This window comes from Micromonospora sp. NPDC047521 (assembly GCF_055587305.1).
Genome location: NZ_JBVJGN010000005.1, coordinates 351,605 through 367,474, shown reverse-complemented (window position 1 = coordinate 367,474; position 15,870 = coordinate 351,605). Strand labels below are relative to the sequence as shown.

The 15,870-nt window shown below is 72.6% G+C and carries 15 protein-coding genes; 6 read left to right on the top strand and 9 right to left on the bottom strand.

All coding sequences use genetic code 11. The annotated features are described in order from the left end of the window. Nucleotides 1-3: 3 nt before the first annotated feature. From ACZ6N8_RS14835 to ACZ6N8_RS14820, 4 genes are all read right to left on the bottom strand, one after another. Nucleotides 4-858 carry an ABC transporter permease gene (locus ACZ6N8_RS14835; protein ID WP_466010281.1) on the bottom strand — a complete coding sequence of 285 codons (855 nt, stop codon included), beginning with the start codon at nucleotides 856-858 and terminating at the stop codon, nucleotides 4-6. Then, on the bottom strand, nucleotides 851-1,696 hold the full coding sequence (locus ACZ6N8_RS14830; RefSeq protein ID WP_466010280.1) for an ABC transporter ATP-binding protein: 846 nt from the start codon (nucleotides 1,694-1,696) through the stop codon (nucleotides 851-853). Before ACZ6N8_RS14830 ends, ACZ6N8_RS14835 begins: the two co-directional genes overlap by 8 nt. Then, nucleotides 1,693-2,724 carry an ABC transporter substrate-binding protein gene (locus tag ACZ6N8_RS14825; RefSeq protein WP_466010278.1) on the bottom strand — a complete coding sequence of 344 codons (1,032 nt, stop codon included), beginning with the start codon at nucleotides 2,722-2,724 and terminating at the stop codon, nucleotides 1,693-1,695. Before ACZ6N8_RS14825 ends, ACZ6N8_RS14830 begins: the two co-directional genes overlap by 4 nt. 134 nt (nucleotides 2,725-2,858) lie before the next feature. After that, nucleotides 2,859-2,936, bottom strand: coding sequence for a putative leader peptide (locus tag ACZ6N8_RS14820; RefSeq protein ID WP_349881247.1), 78 nt, complete (start codon nucleotides 2,934-2,936; stop codon nucleotides 2,859-2,861). Nucleotides 2,937-3,185: 249 nt separating this feature from the next. On the opposite strand from ACZ6N8_RS14820, the gene ACZ6N8_RS14815 reads away from it, so the two are divergent. After that, entirely contained in the window at nucleotides 3,186-3,365 is a 180-nt protein-coding gene (locus tag ACZ6N8_RS14815; protein WP_030333600.1) for a DUF4236 domain-containing protein, read from the top strand. Nucleotides 3,366-3,523: 158 nt separating this feature from the next. Here ACZ6N8_RS14815 and ACZ6N8_RS14810 read toward each other — a convergent pair whose 3' ends face one another. Together ACZ6N8_RS14810 and ACZ6N8_RS14805 are read right to left on the bottom strand one after the other, a co-directional pair. Continuing rightward, complete coding sequence (locus tag ACZ6N8_RS14810) at nucleotides 3,524-4,408, bottom strand: hypothetical protein (protein WP_466010277.1); 885 nt, start codon at nucleotides 4,406-4,408, stop codon at nucleotides 3,524-3,526. Nucleotides 4,409-4,432: 24 nt separating this feature from the next. Continuing rightward, nucleotides 4,433-4,954 (bottom strand): VOC family protein, encoded by a 522-nt coding sequence (locus tag ACZ6N8_RS14805; RefSeq protein ID WP_466010275.1) that lies wholly within the window; start codon nucleotides 4,952-4,954, stop codon nucleotides 4,433-4,435. Nucleotides 4,955-5,003: 49 nt separating this feature from the next. Between ACZ6N8_RS14805 and ACZ6N8_RS14800 the strand changes: the two genes are divergently transcribed. Together ACZ6N8_RS14800 and ACZ6N8_RS14795 are read left to right on the top strand one after the other, a co-directional pair. Then, complete coding sequence (locus ACZ6N8_RS14800; protein WP_364374719.1) at nucleotides 5,004-5,465, top strand: MarR family winged helix-turn-helix transcriptional regulator; 462 nt, start codon at nucleotides 5,004-5,006, stop codon at nucleotides 5,463-5,465. Nucleotides 5,466-5,522: 57 nt separating this feature from the next. Then, the gene (locus ACZ6N8_RS14795) at nucleotides 5,523-7,088 is read left to right on the top strand and encodes a tetratricopeptide repeat protein (RefSeq protein WP_466010273.1); all 1,566 of its coding nucleotides are present in this window, start codon (nucleotides 5,523-5,525) and stop codon (nucleotides 7,086-7,088) included. Nucleotides 7,089-7,100: 12 nt separating this feature from the next. On the opposite strand, the gene ACZ6N8_RS14790 is transcribed toward ACZ6N8_RS14795, so the two are convergent. Next, the gene (locus ACZ6N8_RS14790) at nucleotides 7,101-8,468 is read right to left on the bottom strand and encodes a sensor histidine kinase (protein WP_466010385.1); all 1,368 of its coding nucleotides are present in this window, start codon (nucleotides 8,466-8,468) and stop codon (nucleotides 7,101-7,103) included. A 59-nt stretch (nucleotides 8,469-8,527) separates the two neighbouring features. Beyond that, a complete protein-coding gene (locus ACZ6N8_RS14785; protein WP_357988570.1) occupies nucleotides 8,528-9,184 on the bottom strand; it encodes a response regulator transcription factor in 657 nt (218 codons plus the stop codon). Nucleotides 9,185-9,281: 97 nt separating this feature from the next. Between ACZ6N8_RS14785 and ACZ6N8_RS14780 the strand changes: the two genes are divergently transcribed. Both ACZ6N8_RS14780 and ACZ6N8_RS14775 read left to right on the top strand, forming a co-directional pair. Further along, nucleotides 9,282-10,412 (top strand): LolA family protein, encoded by a 1,131-nt coding sequence (locus ACZ6N8_RS14780; RefSeq protein ID WP_466010271.1) that lies wholly within the window; start codon nucleotides 9,282-9,284, stop codon nucleotides 10,410-10,412. 258 nt (nucleotides 10,413-10,670) lie between these two features. Next, a complete protein-coding gene (locus tag ACZ6N8_RS14775) occupies nucleotides 10,671-12,899 on the top strand; it encodes a HelD family protein (RefSeq protein WP_466010383.1) in 2,229 nt (742 codons plus the stop codon). 80 nt (nucleotides 12,900-12,979) lie between these two features. Here the strand turns inward: ACZ6N8_RS14775 and ACZ6N8_RS14770 are convergent, their stop codons facing one another. Next, the gene (locus tag ACZ6N8_RS14770; RefSeq protein WP_364374729.1) at nucleotides 12,980-13,399 is read right to left on the bottom strand and encodes a hypothetical protein; all 420 of its coding nucleotides are present in this window, start codon (nucleotides 13,397-13,399) and stop codon (nucleotides 12,980-12,982) included. Nucleotides 13,400-13,588: 189 nt separating this feature from the next. On the opposite strand from ACZ6N8_RS14770, the gene ACZ6N8_RS14765 reads away from it, so the two are divergent. Beyond that, nucleotides 13,589-15,631: a glycerophosphodiester phosphodiesterase family protein gene (locus ACZ6N8_RS14765; RefSeq protein WP_466010269.1), complete on the top strand. Its 2,043-nt coding sequence runs from the start codon at nucleotides 13,589-13,591 to the stop codon at nucleotides 15,629-15,631. Nucleotides 15,632-15,870: the final 239 nt, after the last annotated feature.

The following is a 15,870-nucleotide window of genomic DNA, read 5'->3' as shown; positions in this document are numbered from 1 at the left end:
GTCCTATCCGGCGGAGACGTCGACGCGCCACGTGGAGAAGCGACGTTCGAGGGCGACGAGGAGCTGGTTGACGACCAAGCCGATGGCGGAGATCGTGATGATTCCCGAGTACATGTCGGAGATCGCGAAGTTGTACTGCGCGTAGTTCACGAGGTAACCGAGGCCGGCCTTCGCGCCGACCATCTCGGCCGCGACGAGCACCAGGATCGAGTACGCCCCGGCCAGCCGTACGCCGGTGAAGATGGTCGGCACCGCGGCCGGCAGGATCACCTTCTGGAACAGCCGCAGGTGGTCCAGGCCCATCGAGCGGGCCGAACGGATCAGCAGCGGGTCGACGCCCTTCACGCCGGCGATGGTGTTCAGCAGGATCGGCCAGGAGCACGCGTACAGCACCAGCGCGATCTTGGAGGTCTCGCCCAGGCCGAGGATGAGCACGAAGACCGGCAGCAGGGCCAGCGCGGCGGTGTTGCGGAACACCTCCAGCAGCGGGCTGAGCAGCTCGGCGAGGGGCCGGTACCAGCCGATCAGCAGCCCGAGCGGTATCGCCGTGAGCACCGCCAGGCCGAGCCCGGTCAGCGACCGGGTCAGGCTCGCGCCGACGTGCTCGGCGAGCTGCCCGGTACGCAGCAGCTCCCACCAGGCCACCAGGACCTCGGACAGCGGGGGCAGGAAGACCCGGTCGACGAGCCCCAGCCGGGGCGCGCCCTCCCAGATCGCGGCCAGCGCGGCGATGGCGACGGTACGGTGCAGCACCCTCGCCCCGACGCCGAGCAGTCGACCGGCCCGCCCGGGGACGACACGGTCCGGCACGGCGGGTGCGGCCACCAGCCGGGTGGGACGTTCGGCGATGTCAACCAACGCGGGCCTCCTCGGTGACGCGGACACCGGTGCCCTCGGCCGCCTGGGCGGCCCGCACCTCGTCCCGCAGCAGGGTCCAGATCTGATGGCGGTGGTGGCGGAACGCGTCGGTGGAGCGCACGTCCTCGGCCGCGTCCCGGTCGCCGAGGTCGACGTCGATGACCTGCTTGAGCCGTCCGGGTCGGGACGTCAGGACCGCCACCCGCTGACCCAGGTACACGGCCTCGTCGATGCCGTGGGTGATGAACACGATCGTCTTGCCGGTACGCGCCCAGATGCGCACCAGCTCGTCCTGCAACGAGTCGCGGGTCTGCGCGTCCAGGGCGGCGAACGGCTCGTCCATGAGCAGCACGTCCGGGTCGTACGCGAGGCTGCGGGCGATGGCGACCCGCTGCTTCATCCCGCCGGACAGCTCGTGCGGGTAACGGTCGGCGAACCCGCGCAGACCCACCAGGTCGAGGTGGTGCTCGATCAGGGCGGCGCGTTCGGCGCGGGGCACCCCCTTGGCCTCCAGCCCGAACGCGACGTTGCCGGCGGCGGTGCGCCAGGGCAGCAGCGCGTACTGCTGGAAGACGATGCCCCGGTCGAGGCCGGGGCCGGTGACGGGCCGACCGTCGACGAGCACCTGCCCGCCGGTCGGCCGGGTGAGCCCACCGAGCAGGTCGAGCAGGGTGGACTTGCCGCAGCCGCTGGGGCCGACGACGACCAGGAACTCGCCGGGGCGTACGCCGAGGGTCACCTGGTCCAGCGCGGTGACCGCGCCGGCGCCGCCGCGTCGGGTGGCGCGGACCGGAAAGGTCTTGCTCACCCGGTCGAAGAGGATCTTGTCGGTGCTCACGCGCCGCCCCCGTCCACGAACGGGTTGAACCGGTTGGTGAAGATGTCCGTCGGTTTCGGGCGGTCGCCCCTGAGTTCACCCTCGGCGGCTAGCCAGTCGATCCAGGTGCCGAACTCCTGTTCGACGATCACCCCGCCACGGCCGGCGACGCCGCTGCTCTTCCAGTACGCGACGAGCGACGGGTCCTCGTTGCGGCCTCGCCCCGCGATGATGTCGCGCATCCGGGCGACCACCGTCTCCCGGGGCTGCGTGCGGGCCCACTCGATGGCTTTGCCGACCCCTGTGACGAACGCCTTCACGGTCTCCGGGTTGCGTTTGATGAAGTCGTCGCGGAAGACGTAGGTGCCGCCGCTGAACGCGCCGAGCAGCTCGTAGTCGGTGACGATGGTGCGCAGCCCACCGCCGGCGACGGCCTTGTCCCGGATGACTCCGCCGAGCACCGCGACGTCGATCTGTTTCTGCCGCAGCGACTGTTCGGTGTTGACAGGTGGCAGGGCGACCAGCTCGACCTGCTTGATCTCGGCGGGGGTGAGCCCGCCGCGGGCGAGCCAGGTCTTGAGGACCGCCTCGGCGTGCGCGCCGAGGGTGTTCATGCCGACCTTGTGACCGATCAGGTCGCGAGGGCCGCGGATCGGGCTGTCGTCGAGCACGTAGTAGCCCTGGAAGGTCTGCGCGTCGGAGCCGTAGTAGCTGACGACTGCGGTGATCGGTGCGTTGGCGGCGGCGAGCTTGACGATCGCGCCGTTGAACGCGCCACCGAAGTCGCTCTGCCCGGTTGCGGTGGCCTGGATGTCCTGCGGGCCACCTGTCACGTTGCCGATCCACTTGAGCCGGACGTCGCCGAGGTAGCCGAGGTCGGCGGCGAGTTCGGGGAGGGTGACCTGGCCGACGGAGCCCTGGTAGCGCAGCTCGGTGGCCTGCCCGCCGCCGGCCCGGGCGTCGCCGCCGCAGCCGGCAGCGCCGGCGAGCAGGGTCAACGTGGTGGCGGCGGCGAGGGCGTGCAGGAGGGTACGACGGGGTGGGGACATGGGGTGTCTCCTGATCTGTCCACGATGGGAACGGGTACGCCCGGATGTGGGGGCGTGGAGGCACGCCGCTCCGCGATGAGCGGGCGAGCGGTGTGAGGGCGGCGATTGCGGCCGAGCCGGATGGACCGGTCAGCTCAACAGAGCGCGCTCGCGTGCCGGACCAGGTCGACGTGCACGCGAGCGGTGAGAAGGAGCTCGTCCCGCTGCGACATGACCTCATGCTGCCGGCGGCGGGATCGACAGGTCAACGCTCTTCCAGAAGGTGAGACTTGTATCGCTGCCGATGTTACGAACCGCTCCCAGCAGCGTTTACCTTCGCGCAACACCTATCTGTTGACTAGAGATTGCGGCACCGCGCCGGGCCATCGTCCACCCGGGACGGCGCGGGGGTTTCGGAATTCGCCGGTTCGGGAATGTTCGATCTCGACACGGCAGGGAACGGTGACGAGGGGAGTCCTCCGATGGGCCTCATGTTTCGCAAGCGCAAGAAGTACGGTCCGATCATCCTGAACTTCACCGAGAACGGTTTCTCCTCCTGGAGCATCAAGATCGGGCGCTGGTCCTGGAACTCCAAGGCACGGGCTCACCGGGTCGACCTGCCGGGTCCGCTGTCCTGGAAGCAGGACAAGTCCCGGTCGTAGCGTCCCGGGGGTCGAGCGGGGTGCCGGTGATCCACCGGCGCCCCGCTCGGCGTCTGCGGGGCCGGCCCCGCCCCGCTCCCCTCCCGCCGATCTCGCAGTTTCGGTCGCCGTTACGCCCAGGATCGACGGACCCGGGACGCGAGGGCGCGAGGCGGGGATCAGGGAGTTGGGGTGATGGTTTCGTCTCCGGCCAGGCGGCCGGTGGGGCGGTCGCGGGCGGCGTCGCCTGCGTTGATCAGGTTTTCCAGGGCGCGGTTGGCGTCGGTAGCGCGGTAGACGGTCGCGGTGAGGGTGTGCCGGCGCAGTTCGCTTACCGTTCGGGGGCCGCGCCGGCGCAGCTCGGCCAGTAGAGCGCGGGCCAGCGGTTCGAGGTCGGGATCGCCTGCCACGTCGACTGTCGCGCCCGTCGGGTCGGCCGGGTCGCGGTAGCGCACGTCGAGGTCTGCGCCGACCGCCCACAGAGCGTCGCGTACGGCCTCCAGGCTGCGGTCCGAGCGACTGCCGAACGCGACCACACCCGCCGCCCCGTCGTCGGGCAGCACCGGCGCCACCTCGGCGACCAGCGGGAATCCGGTCGCGACGAGCGCGTCGCGGGCACTGCTGCCCGCGTGCAGCAGGACCTCGCCGGTACGCCCGTTGGCGGCGGCGGTGAGCACGTCGGCGCTCACCGCGCCGGGCACGGCCACGACAGTGAACAGCGGCGAGCCGGCCGCGCCTGCCGCCTTCACCGCGACCGGCAGCCGGTCCGGGGCGCCCGGCAGCAGGTGCACTGTCACCTCGGCGGGCAGGTCCGCCTCGACCGGTCCGAGTCGGGCCGGCAGGTCGGCGGCGCTGTCGGCCAGCACCAGCACGGTCACCTGACGGCCGCGTACCTGCGCGGCGTGGCCGGCGACCACCCGCAGCGCGGCCTCCGCGCCGCCCCCGTCGACGCCGGCCAGCGCGACAGTTGCTCGCCGGGAGCGTTGCAGGGCCGTGGGCAGCCAGGTCGTCAACTGGCGGACCAGCAGCTCGCGGAGGAAGTCGGTGGTCCGGTCGGTAGGCATCGGTCCGTTCTACCGCATGGCGGGTCAGGCCGGGACGGAGATCCCCACCCCGCCGCGGGTCTGGCCGCCGTAGCGCCGCCGCTCGGCGTCCAGGTCGAGCCGGCCGATCTGCTTGCGGGCGGCGAGCGCGGCGTCGTCGAGCAGGTCGGCCGGGATCAGCCAGACCACCTCGAACTCCAGGCCGTCCGGATCCCTGCCGTAGAGGCTCTTGGTGGTGCCGTGGTCGGAGGTGCCGACCAGCGCGCCCGCGGCGGCGAGCCGCTCGGCGGTGGCGGCCAGCTCGTCGAGGGTGTCGACCTCCCAGGCCAGGTGGTAGAGGCCGACGGTGGCCCGGCCGGCGGTCGAGCGCCCGGCGCCCGCGCCGATCTCGAACAGGCCGAGGTCGTGGTCGTTCGTCGAGTCGGGGGCCTGGAGGAAGGTGGCGCCCCGGAAGCCGTCCGGGGTCATCGCCACCTGACGGAAGCCCAGCACGTCCCGGTAGAAGGCGACGCTGCGGGCGAGATCGCTGACGTACAGGACCGCGTGGTTGAGCCGGTGGATACCCATGACCCCAGAGTAACGCCATTTAGTTGAGCGCTCAACTATCGCGGGTATGATGGTCGTCATGACCCGCTGGTTGAACCCCGACGAGCAGCGCACCTGGCGGGCGTACCTCACCGCCTCCCGGGCGCTGATGGACACGCTCGACCGTGAACTGCAACGCGACGCGGGAATGCCGCACGCCTACTACGAGATCCTGGTCCGGCTCTCCGAGGCCCCCGGCCGCCAACTCCGGATGAGCGACCTGGCCGAGGCGGCAGGCTCGTCGCGCAGCCGACTCTCGCACGCGGTGGCCCGGCTGGAGGCCGCCGGCTGGGTACGTCGCGAGGACTGCCCCACCGACCGGCGCGGGCAGGTCGCGGTGCTCACCGACGACGGTTTCGCCACCCTCGCGGCCGCCGCACCCGGCCACGTCGAGGGGGTACGCCGGCACCTGTTCGACGCGTTGAGCCCGGCCCAGGTCGACCAGCTACGCCGCATCAGCGAGACGTTGGCCGAGCACCTGACAGGATCCTGACCGATCGACACCGCCGTGGGTCTTGTACTTACCGTCGTCGGTTGAGCACGATGGGGCGTGCCCTCCGGCTTCGGCGACCTCACTGATCAGGCGCACCACCTCGTGTCCTCAGGTGATCTGGTGGGCGCGCAGCGGCTGCTCTCCGACGCGCTCACCGACGCCGACCCCCGCCCGGCCAACGCCACAGCCGAGCTGGCCGAGGCCGCCAGCCTCCAGGCGCGGGTCCTGGTCGCCCTCGGCGAACCGCACTCCGCCCGGGGGTGGGCCGCCTTCGCGTACGCGGCCACCACCCGGCTGCACGGCCGCTCCGACCCGCGCACAGTGGCCGCCGCGGCGACGCTGGCCGCGGTGCTGCACCGGGTCGGCAGCCACTCCCGGGCCGCCCGGCTCTACCAGGAAGTCATCATCGAGCTGACCGCGCAGGACGGCCCGGAGTCGCTGCGGGTGCTCGCCGCGCACGCCGACCTGGCCACCGTCGAGTACGCGCGTGGCCAGTGCACCGTGGCACGGGACCGGCTCCAGGACGCCTGGGAGCTGCACCGCGAGGTGTACGGCGACGGCCACCCCAGCGGCATCAAGATGCTGGCCCGGCTCGGCGCGATGCAGCGCGACTGTGGACAGTTCACCGAGGCCCACGACAATCTGGCGCTGGCCCGCGAGCTGTGCCGGCAGCACCTCGCGGCCGACGACCCGTTGGCGGCGCAGGTGGCGGCTCTGGCGCGGGCGGCGGCGAATCCGGATCATGTCTGCGCCGACGAGACGTCCGCTGCCGAGGGCTCCCCGACGGTGCCCGCCGCCCGCGTCCCACCTCTCGACGACGGGCCGGTCGAGGCCGGCTACCACCCGCCGCACCAGGCCGGGGCGACCGCGACCGGCGGGGCCGTTCCGACCCCCCGGGCACCGGCCGACGAGCCGGGTGGCAGCGCCGCCTGGCCGCCCGAGCCGGTCGAGGAGCCCGTCCCCCACGTCACCGAGACGCCGGTCCCCCCGTCGGTCGTGGGGCTGGCCGGCGCGACGGAGGAGCAGTCCGGGGTGTACCGGCTGCGCCGGCCGCCGGGCGACCCGTACGCGCCGCTGGAGCCGTACACGCCGTCACGACTGCTTCCGGTACCCGTGCACCGGGCTCCGCCGGCGCCGCGCAACCGCCTGGTGCCGGTGCTGGTGGCCGGCGTGGTCGTGGTGCTGCTCGGGGCCGCAGCGGTGATCGCCGGGGTGGCGCGCGTCGACGGCGACGACGACCCGACCCCGCCACCGGCCAGCGGCTCCCCCACCGCCGGCCCACCGGCGACGACCGCGCCGGCGCCGGGCGCCGCGCCGACCTCGGCCGAGGCCGCGCCCGCCGCGGCCCCACCCGGCAGTCCGCCGAGCGCGGTGACCCTGGGCGACACGCGGGACAGCATCACCCTGCGCTGGACCTACCCGCCGGGCGGCGAGGGTCCGGTGGTCATCGCCGGCGGCCGTGCCGGCCAGGAGCGCAACGTCTTCGCGACACTGCCGGCCGGCACCAGCAGCTACGTCATCTACGCCCTCAACCGCACCAACGACTACTGCTTCACGGTGGCCGTCGTCTGGTCCACCGACACGGTGGCCAGCTCCGAGCAGGTCTGCACCCGCCGGCGCTGAGCACCGCGACGGTCAGCGCCCGTCGGCGCCCTCCTCGGCCGGCAGCGCGGGCAGCAGGAGGCACACCCGCAGACCCGACGGCTGGCCGTCGGCGTCGGTCAGGGCGATGCTGCCGCCGGCACGTCGTACCAGCTCCCGCACGATGGCCAGGCCGAGGCCGGCGCCGCCGTCGTCGCGGGCCCGGCCGTCGTCGAGCCTCGTGAACCGGCCGAAGACCCGCTCCCGGTCGGCCACCGGAATGCCGGGGCCGTCGTCGGTCACCGTCACCAGGTGGTACGTCACTCCCCCGGTCCCGACCTCGGCATCGGCCTCGGCCGCGAGCAGCACGCTGCCGCGCGCGTGCCGGACCGCGTTGTCGACCAGGTTCGCCAGTACACGGCGCAGCTCGTCGGCGTTCCCGGTAGTCCACATTGGCCCGGTCGCCGGGGCCACGGACACGGGCGGCGACGGATACCGCGCGGCGACCTCGGTCAGCAGCCCGCCCAGCTCCACCGGGCCGCTGCCGCGCGCCTGCGGCGCCTCGTCCAGGCGGGCCAGCAGCAGCAGGTCGTCGACCAGCCGGCTCAGCCTTTCGGTGTCGGCGAGCAGGTTGCCGGTCACCGCCGTCCAGTCGGTCCGGTCGGCGAGCCGCTGGGCGACCTCCAGCTCGGTGCGGATGTTCGTCAGCGGGCTGCGCAGCTCGTGCGCGGCGTCGGAGACGAACGCCCGCTGCCGGACCCGGGCCGACTCCAACCGGTCAAGCATGCCGTTGAGGGTGACCGCCAGCCGGTGGATCTCGTCGGCCGAGGCGGGCACCGGCAGCCGGCCTGTCCCGGCGCGTCCGGTGATCTCCTCGGCGCCCCGGCGCAGCGCCTCGACCGGCCGCAGCGTCGCGCCCACCACCCGCCACGCCACCGCGGCGAGCACCGCCACCAGCAGCGGGAACGCCACCAGCAGGATGGTCCGGACCACGTGCGTGCTGTGCCGCACGTCGGCCATCGACCGGGCGACAAGCACGGTCAGCGGATCGGCGGCCGTACCGGCGGGCACGGTGACCACCCGCACCGGGCCGGCGAGCCCGACCCGCTCCGCCGGCACCTCCAGCCGTTGCCGCCGTCCCGGGTCCAGTCGCTGCGGCCGGACCATCGGCACCAGCCGGTCCGCGTCGATGGAGGCGGCCCGGATCCGCCCCTGCGCGTCGATGACCTGGACGCGGACCTGCCCACCGGCCACCGGCAGCGGATCGGGCAGCGCGTCCTCGGCGGCGAGCAGCGCGACGGCGTCCGCGGTCCGGAACGCCTCGGTGTCCACGGTGCGTTGCAGCACGAACCCGAGCGCACCGAGCAGCACCACCCCGCCGAGCGCCAAACCGACGGTGAGGCCGAACACGCCGATCGCCATGAGCCGCCCCCGCAGCCCCAGCGCCGGCAGCCGGCTCCGCCACGGCCGGCCGACCCCTGTCACGTGGCCAGCCGGTAGCCGGCGCCCCGCACGGTCTCCAGCCGGTCCCGGCCGAGCTTGCGGCGCAGGTAGCCGACGTAGACCTCGACGGCGTTCGGCGCGGTCTGGACGCTGGCGTCCCAGACATGGTCCAACAACTCGATCTTGGAGACGACCTGGCCGGGCCGGCGCATCAGGTAGTCCAGCAATGCGTACTCCCGTGCGGTGAGCGTCACCTCGGCGTCCGCCCGGGTGACCCGCCGGCGGGCCGGGTCCAGCCTCAGGTCGCCGACCGTGAGCACGGCCGGACGTTCCGGCGCTCCCCGGCGCAGCAACGCCCGCAGACGGGCCAGCAGCACGACGTACGAGAAGGGCTTGGTCAGATAGTCGTCCGCCCCGCAGTCCAGGCCGTCGGCCTGGTCGTACTCGCCGTCCTTGGCCGAGAGCATCAGCACCGGCAGCCAGTGCTGCTCCGCGCGCAACCGCCGGACCAGCTCGTAGCCGGACAGCCCCGGCAGCATCACGTCGAGGATCATCGCGTCGTACCCGCCGTGCCGGGCCGCGTCCAGGCCGGCCGGGCCGGTCGCCGCCACGTCCACCGCGAACCCCTCCGCCTGCAGACCGCGCTGCAGGGCGGCCGCCAACCGGGCCTCGTCCTCCACCACCAGCAACCGCACAGTCCAAGGGTGCCACCCGGGTCAACGGCGGCGGATCGGCGTCCTCAGCCCGTTCACAGGCGGGACCGGGCAGGATGGTGCGCAGGAGGTGCCCACCATGTCCGTCCTGAGAAGCCGTCCCGTCCTGCGCTGGCTGGTCCCCGCGACCGCCGCCGTCGCCGTCATCGGCGGTGGCGCGGCCGTCGGCACGTTGGCCGCCGAGGCCGAACCGAGCCTGCCACCCCGTACCGCCGCCCAACTCCTCGTCGATCTTCAGACCTCCCGGCTGGAGGGGTTGTCCGGCACCGTCGTGCAACGCGCCGACCTCGGCCTGCCGCCCCTTCTCGGCCTGGTGCCCGGCAACGACGTGACCACCCTGCTGACCGGTACGCACACGCTGCGGGTCTGGTACTCGGGGCCGGAGCAGCAGCGGGTTGCGCTGCTGGACACCCTCGGCGAGCAGGATGTGATCCGCAACGGCCGGGACCTGTGGACCTGGCAGAGCCGCACCAACACCGCCAGCCACCGCACCCTGGGCGACGGCACCGCCGAGAAGGCCGCCCCGCAGGCCACGCCGAGTCTGCCGGCCACCCCGCAGGAGGCGGCCGACCTGGCACTGGGCGCCATCGACCCCAGCACCGAGGTAAGCGTCGGCCGGGCGGCCACCGTGGCCGGCCACGATGCGTACGAGCTGGTGCTCCAGCCGCGCGACCGCGACTCGCTCGTGCACCAGCTGCGTATCGCCATCGACGCCGAGCAGCACGTTCCGCTGCGCTTCGAGGTGCTGGCGAAGGGCAGTGACCAGCCGGCCTTCGAGGTGGCGTTCACCCAGGTCGACTACCGGCGTCCCGACGCGGACCAGTTCACGTTCAACCCGCCGCCCGGGGTGACCGTGAAGGAGGAGGCCGCCGAGCGGCCGGCCGCCGGCGGCCGGCCCGAGCACGCCGCGCCGACGGGTGACCCAGGTGTACGGGCCGTCGGCTCCGGCTGGACGACCGTTCTGGTCGCGAAGCTCGACGATGCGGTCGGCGGCAAGCCGGCCGACGCCAAGCCGGCCGTGCCGCCAGCCGGCGCCGCGCCTGACGTCGACGTGTCGAAGCTGCTGGGCGGGTTGCCGGCGGTCAGCGGCGACTGGGGCAGCGGTCGACTGCTCACCAGCAAGCTGTTCAGTGTGCTGCTGACCGACGACGGCCGGGTGCTGGCCGGAGCGGTCACGCCGGAACGGCTCTACCAGGCCGCTCGCGGCTGATCTCTCCTCGGGCACGTGCCGGGTCGACCACTGGTCGGCCCGGCGCTTCGTTGTGCGGATCACGCCGGGCCGTGCGGCTTGATGGGAGCCGACGGAACGCGCTATCTTCGACAATTCGAGGGCACAAAAAAAAGAACGGCTCAAAGCCGTTCCTGCAAAAGATTCTAATCTTTAGGAGACGGCTTGTCAAGGCACTCCGGCGGTTCCGGTGAATTGCCGCTCGACGACGAGATCGGCCGCGAGCAGGAGTACGTCTCGATGCTCTACGACCGGCTCGACGGGCTCCGTGAGCAGGCCGCCGACCGGCTCACCGATGCGCTGCGCAGCACCGGCGGCACCCTTCAGGACCGCTCCCAGCGCGACAGCTCGGTGGCCATGTACGCCGACCAGGTCGAGCAGTTCTCCGCAGTGGAGAACGGTCTCTGTTTCGGCAGGCTCGACGGCGACGACGACTCGCGCCGCTACATCGGCCGAATCGGCATCTTCGACACCAGCGGCGACTACGACCCGCTGCTGATGGACTGGCGGGCACCCGCCGCCCGCCCGTTCTACCTCGCCACCGCCGCCAACCCGCAGGGCGTACGCCGCCGCCGTCATCTGCGTACGCGCCAGCGCAAGGTCACCGGGCTCAACGACGAGGTGCTCGACATCGACACCGCCTCCCCCGGCGCGCACGAGGAGCTGACCGGCGAGGCGTCGCTGCTGGCCGCGCTGAACGCCGGACGCACCGGCCGGATGCGCGACATCGTGGAGACCATCCAGGCCGAGCAGGACCGGATCATCCGCGCCGAACTGCCGGGCGTCATGGTGGTGCAGGGCGGCCCGGGCACCGGCAAGACAGCCGTCGCGCTGCACCGGGCGGCGTACCTGCTCTACACGCACCGACGGGAACTCTCCAGCCGGGGCGTGCTGCTGGTCGGCCCGAACGCGACCTTCCTGCGCTACATCTCCCAGGTGCTGCCGACTCTCGCCGAGACCGGCGTGCTGCTGCGCACCCAGGGCGACCTGTTCCCCGGGGTGAGCGCGCAACGGACCGAACCTGCCGAGACCGCCGCGCTCAAGGGCCGGGCGGTGCTCGCCGAGGTGCTGGCGCTCGCCGTACGGGACCGGCAGTGGGTGCCGGACGAGCCGCTGGAGATCGAGGTCGAGCGCGAGGCGCTGATCCTCGACCCGGAGACCGTACGGGCCGCCCGGGACCGGGTACGTCGCACCGAGCGCCCGCACAACCTGGCCCGGGCGCTGTTCGACGTGGAGATCGTGCACGCGCTCGCCGAGCAGGTGGCCGAACGGATCGGCGCCGACCCGCTGGGCGGGGACAACCTGCTCGACGAGGCCGACCGGGCCGAGATCCGCCGGGAGCTGAACGACGAGCCGGAGGTCAAGGCCACCCTCGACCGGCTCTGGCCGGTGCTCACCCCGCAGCGCCTGCTCGCCGACCTGTACGCCGACCCGGACCGGATCGCCGCCGCCACGCCGATGTTCACCGACGAGGAACGGGCGTCGCTGCACCGCGAGCCGGGTGGCTGGACGCCCGCCGACGTGCCGTTGCTGGACGAGGCCGCCGAACTGCTCGGCGAGGACGAGCGGGCCGCCGCCGCCCGGCGGGACCGCATCCGCCGGATGGAACGCGAGTACGCCGAGGGCGTGCTGGAGATCGCCAGGGGTTCCCGCTCGATCGACGTCGAGGACGAGGCCGAGGGTGGCGAGATCCTCGGCGTCACCGACCTGATCGACGCCGACCGGCTGCTGGAACGGCAGGAGGAGGCCGACCGGCTGACCACCGCGCAGCGTGCCGCCGCCGACCGGAAGTGGGCGTTCGGCCACGTGATCATCGACGAGGCGCAGGAGTTGTCGCCGATGGCGTGGCGACTGCTGATGCGCCGCTGCCCCAGCCGGTCGATGACCATCGTCGGGGACGTCGCGCAGACCGGCGCGCTCACCGGCACGCCGTCCTGGGCCGAGGCGCTCGCGCCGTACGTGGCGCAGCGGTGGCGGCTGACCGAGCTGACCGTCAGCTACCGCACACCCGCCGAGATCATGGCGGTAGCCGCCGACGTCCTGGCCGAGATCGACCCGGGGCTGCGGCCGCCGCGCTCGGTGCGGGAGAGCGGCGTACCCCCGTGGGACCGGGCGGTGCCCGACGGGCAGTTGTCGGCGGAGCTGGTGGCGGCGGCCACGCGGGAGGCGGCCGGGCTGGCCGAGGGCCGGCTGGGCGTGATCGTGCCGGCCAGCCGGGTGGACGAGCTGGGCGCCGCGCTTACCGCGGCGCTGCCCGAGGCTGCCGTGGGCGAGCACCCGGAGCTGGAGAGCGCTGTCGTCGTCCTGACCGTCGCGCAGGCCAAGGGGCTGGAGTTCGACTCGGTGCTCGTGGTCGACCCCGACCGGATGGTCGCCGAGTCGCCCCGCGGGCGCAGCGACCTGTACGTCGCGCTCACCCGCGCCACCCAACGCCTCGGCGTCCTGCGCCCCCAGCCCGACCCCAGTTGATCATGAGGTTGACGTGGCCTGTGGTCTCTGACAGCCACGTCAACCTCATGATCACGCGTCGGTAAGTTGGCGCCTGGTCGTCAGTCGCGGGTTTTGTCCTGGGTGGACTTGGCCGGGCCGGTCGCCGACGTGGACTGGTCGCTGGTGCCACCACCCGTCGGGGTGCTCAGACCGCCTGTGGTGGCATCGCCGGTCGTGGTCGGTGCGACAGTGCCCGGGTGCCGCTCGGGCTGCCGGGCCACCCGACGTACGCTCGCCGGCCCGGCGGTGCCACCGGTGGTGGTGACCGCACCCTGCCCGGCGACGGGACCACCGTCGCGCAGCACGGTCGGGTCGATCGGCTGGTGCGCCGGATCGTACGGGTCCTCCTCCTGGATGACCCGTTCCACGTCCGTGCGGGGCAGCGTCACCTCTTCGACAGCTCCCTTGCCGTACACGCCTCCGGCGATCCGATCCTCGGCCTGGCGGGCGGCGTCCTGCCGCATGTCGTCCTCACGCACGATCATCACCTCGCAGAAGCTGTGGAACTGACTGCGTGCCCGGCCACCGGCCGGGCAAACCGGCGCGACCGGAGGTCGTCCACGACGGTTCACCGTCGCGCCGTCCACTGGCCGTCTGCCCGCAGTCCGAGATGTCCATGCTGTCCGGCGACCGGGGGGAGACGCCCGCCGGCAGGAGGGGAAGACAGCGTGCGCACAGTACGCCGTACCGCCGTCGCGGCCCTGGTGGCCGCGACGGTGACGACCGGGCTCGCGGTGCCCGCCCAGGCGAAACCGCGACCGGACCGGACATTCGACGTGCAGGCCCACCGCGGCGGCCTCGGGTTGCGGGTGGAGAACACCCTCGCCTCGTTCGGCAACGCCCTCCAACTCGGGGTGAGCACCCTCGAACTGGACGTGCAGATCACCGAGGACGGTCAGGCGGTCGTCACCCACGACCGCAGGATCAGCGGCGCCAAGTGCGTCGACACCGCCCCTGTGACGCCCGGCGACCCGGAGTTCCCGTACGTCGGGAAGTACGTCAACACGCTCACCGTGGCCCAGGTGCGCGCTCTCGACTGTGGTGCGAAGACGCTGCCGGACAAGCCCGGCCAGCTCGCCGTGCCGGGTGCCCGGATGCCGCTGCTGCGTGAGGTGTTCGCCCTGGTGAACCGCTACCGGGCGAACGACGTGACGCTCAACGTCGAGACCAAGGTGGAGGCCGGCGCACCGACCGAGACCGCGCCCCGCGAGCAGTTCGTGCGGGTCACCGCGGCCGAGATCCGCGCGGCCGGGCTGCTCAGGCAGGTCACCATCCAGAGCTTCGACTGGGGCGCGCTGATGCGCATGCGCCAGGTCGAACCGAAGCTCCCGCTTGTCGCCCTCACCAACTACGACTTCCTCCAGACCGGTCAGCCGGGCGCCTCGCCGTGGCTGGGCGGACTGGACATCGACGACTTCGGCGGCGACCCGATCAGGGCGATCCGCAGCTTCGGCGCGAGCGCCTTCTCACCTGTGCACGGCATGCCGCAGAACGGCACTGTCACCGACCCGGGCTACCAGCCGTACGTCACCAAGGACATGGTCGCCCGGGCCCACCGCTACGGGATCAAGGTGATCCCGTGGACAGTCGACGACGTGCCGACCATGACCAAGCTGATCGACGACGGCGTGGACGGCATCATCACCGACTACCCGGACCGGCTGCGCGGCGTGCTGGCGCAGCGCGGCTACCGGCTGCCCAAGGCGTACGCGGCGCCGTTCGACATCCAGGCGCACCGGGGCGGACGGGCCACCCGGCCGGAGAACACCCTGCCGGCGTTCGCCAACGCGCTGTCCAACCGGGCCATCTCCACCCTCGAACTGGACACCGGCGTCACCGCCGACGGCACGCTCGTCGTGCTGCACGACCGCACGGTCAACCGGTCGCACTGCGTCGACACCGCCCCGGTACGCCGCGGCGACCCGATGTTCCCGTACGTGGGCAAGGGAGTGCACGAGCTGACCCTGGCGCAGCTCAAGACCGTCGACTGCGGCACGAGGACGCTGCCCGAGCTGCCCGCCCAGGTGCCCGCGCCCGGTGCCCGGATCCCGACCCTGGACGAGGTTTTCGCCCTGGTGAAGGCGAGTGGCCGTACCGACGTCGGGATGAACATCGAGACGAAGATCAGCCCGGTGGTGAACGACACCGAGCCGTACCGCAGCTTCACCCGCAAGCTCGTCGACGCCATCCAGCGGGCCGGCTTCACCAGCCGGGCCACCATCCAGTCGTTCGACTGGCGCACCATCACGTACGCCAAGCAGCTCGACAAGCGGATCGGCACGGTCGGCCTGGTCTGGCAGTACGGCCCGACCGAGTGCGCCACAGTCGCCGACGAGTGCTCGCTGGAGGCCGTGTACGGCGACCCGTCGGTGAAGAGCCCGTGGACCGGTGGGCTGGACTGGTGGAAGTACCGGGACCTGGGCAGGCTGACCCGCGCCGCGGGGGCGGGCACGGTGTCCGCCAACTGGCAGGTGCACGACCCGAAGCAGGGCACTGTCGCCTCGGCCGACTGGTACCTGCGGGAGAACCCGGCGTACTTCCACGGACCGGACGTACGGACCCTTCAGAAGCGGTACGACCTGAAGGTGATTCCGTACACCGTCGACGACGCGACTGTCATGCAGCGGGTCATCGACCTCGGTGTCGACGGCATCATCACCGACGACCCGGACCTGCTGGTGAGCGTGGCCGTCCGCAACGGCCTGCGCTGACGTGCGCCGACCCGACCGCCGGCCGGAATTTCCGCCGGCGGTCGGTGTTACCTGCTCACCGGCCTCGGGTAGTCGGGGGGCGTCCCCGCCGTGAACACGAACCGCGCCGTGACCGAAACGCGGTAGCGGGGCGAGGGAAGGCAGGTACGACTCATCGCATCCTGAGGAGGACCAGATGAGCACGCAGGCTGCTTCCACCCGGCCGATGAACCGGCCGATGAACGACCCGCAGAACCCCG

Excerpts from the sequence above, each read along its gene's own strand:
- ACZ6N8_RS14815 (WP_030333600.1), top strand. The coding sequence starts at position 3,186 with ATGGGCCTCATGTTTCGCAAGCGCAAGAAGTACGGTCCGATCATCCTG.
- ACZ6N8_RS14805 (WP_466010275.1), bottom strand. The coding sequence starts at position 4,954 with ATGGGTATCCACCGGCTCAACCACGCGGTCCTGTACGTCAGCGATCTC.
- ACZ6N8_RS14810 (WP_466010277.1), bottom strand. The coding sequence starts at position 4,408 with ATGCCTACCGACCGGACCACCGACTTCCTCCGCGAGCTGCTGGTCCGC.
- ACZ6N8_RS14825 (WP_466010278.1), bottom strand. The coding sequence starts at position 2,724 with ATGTCCCCACCCCGTCGTACCCTCCTGCACGCCCTCGCCGCCGCCACC.
- ACZ6N8_RS14790 (WP_466010385.1), bottom strand. The coding sequence starts at position 8,468 with ATGGCGATCGGCGTGTTCGGCCTCACCGTCGGTTTGGCGCTCGGCGGG.
- ACZ6N8_RS14800 (WP_364374719.1), top strand. The coding sequence starts at position 5,004 with ATGGTCGTCATGACCCGCTGGTTGAACCCCGACGAGCAGCGCACCTGG.
- ACZ6N8_RS14820 (WP_349881247.1), bottom strand. The coding sequence starts at position 2,936 with ATGTCGCAGCGGGACGAGCTCCTTCTCACCGCTCGCGTGCACGTCGAC.
- ACZ6N8_RS14775 (WP_466010383.1), top strand. The coding sequence starts at position 10,671 with ATGCTCTACGACCGGCTCGACGGGCTCCGTGAGCAGGCCGCCGACCGG.
- ACZ6N8_RS14780 (WP_466010271.1), top strand. The coding sequence starts at position 9,282 with ATGTCCGTCCTGAGAAGCCGTCCCGTCCTGCGCTGGCTGGTCCCCGCG.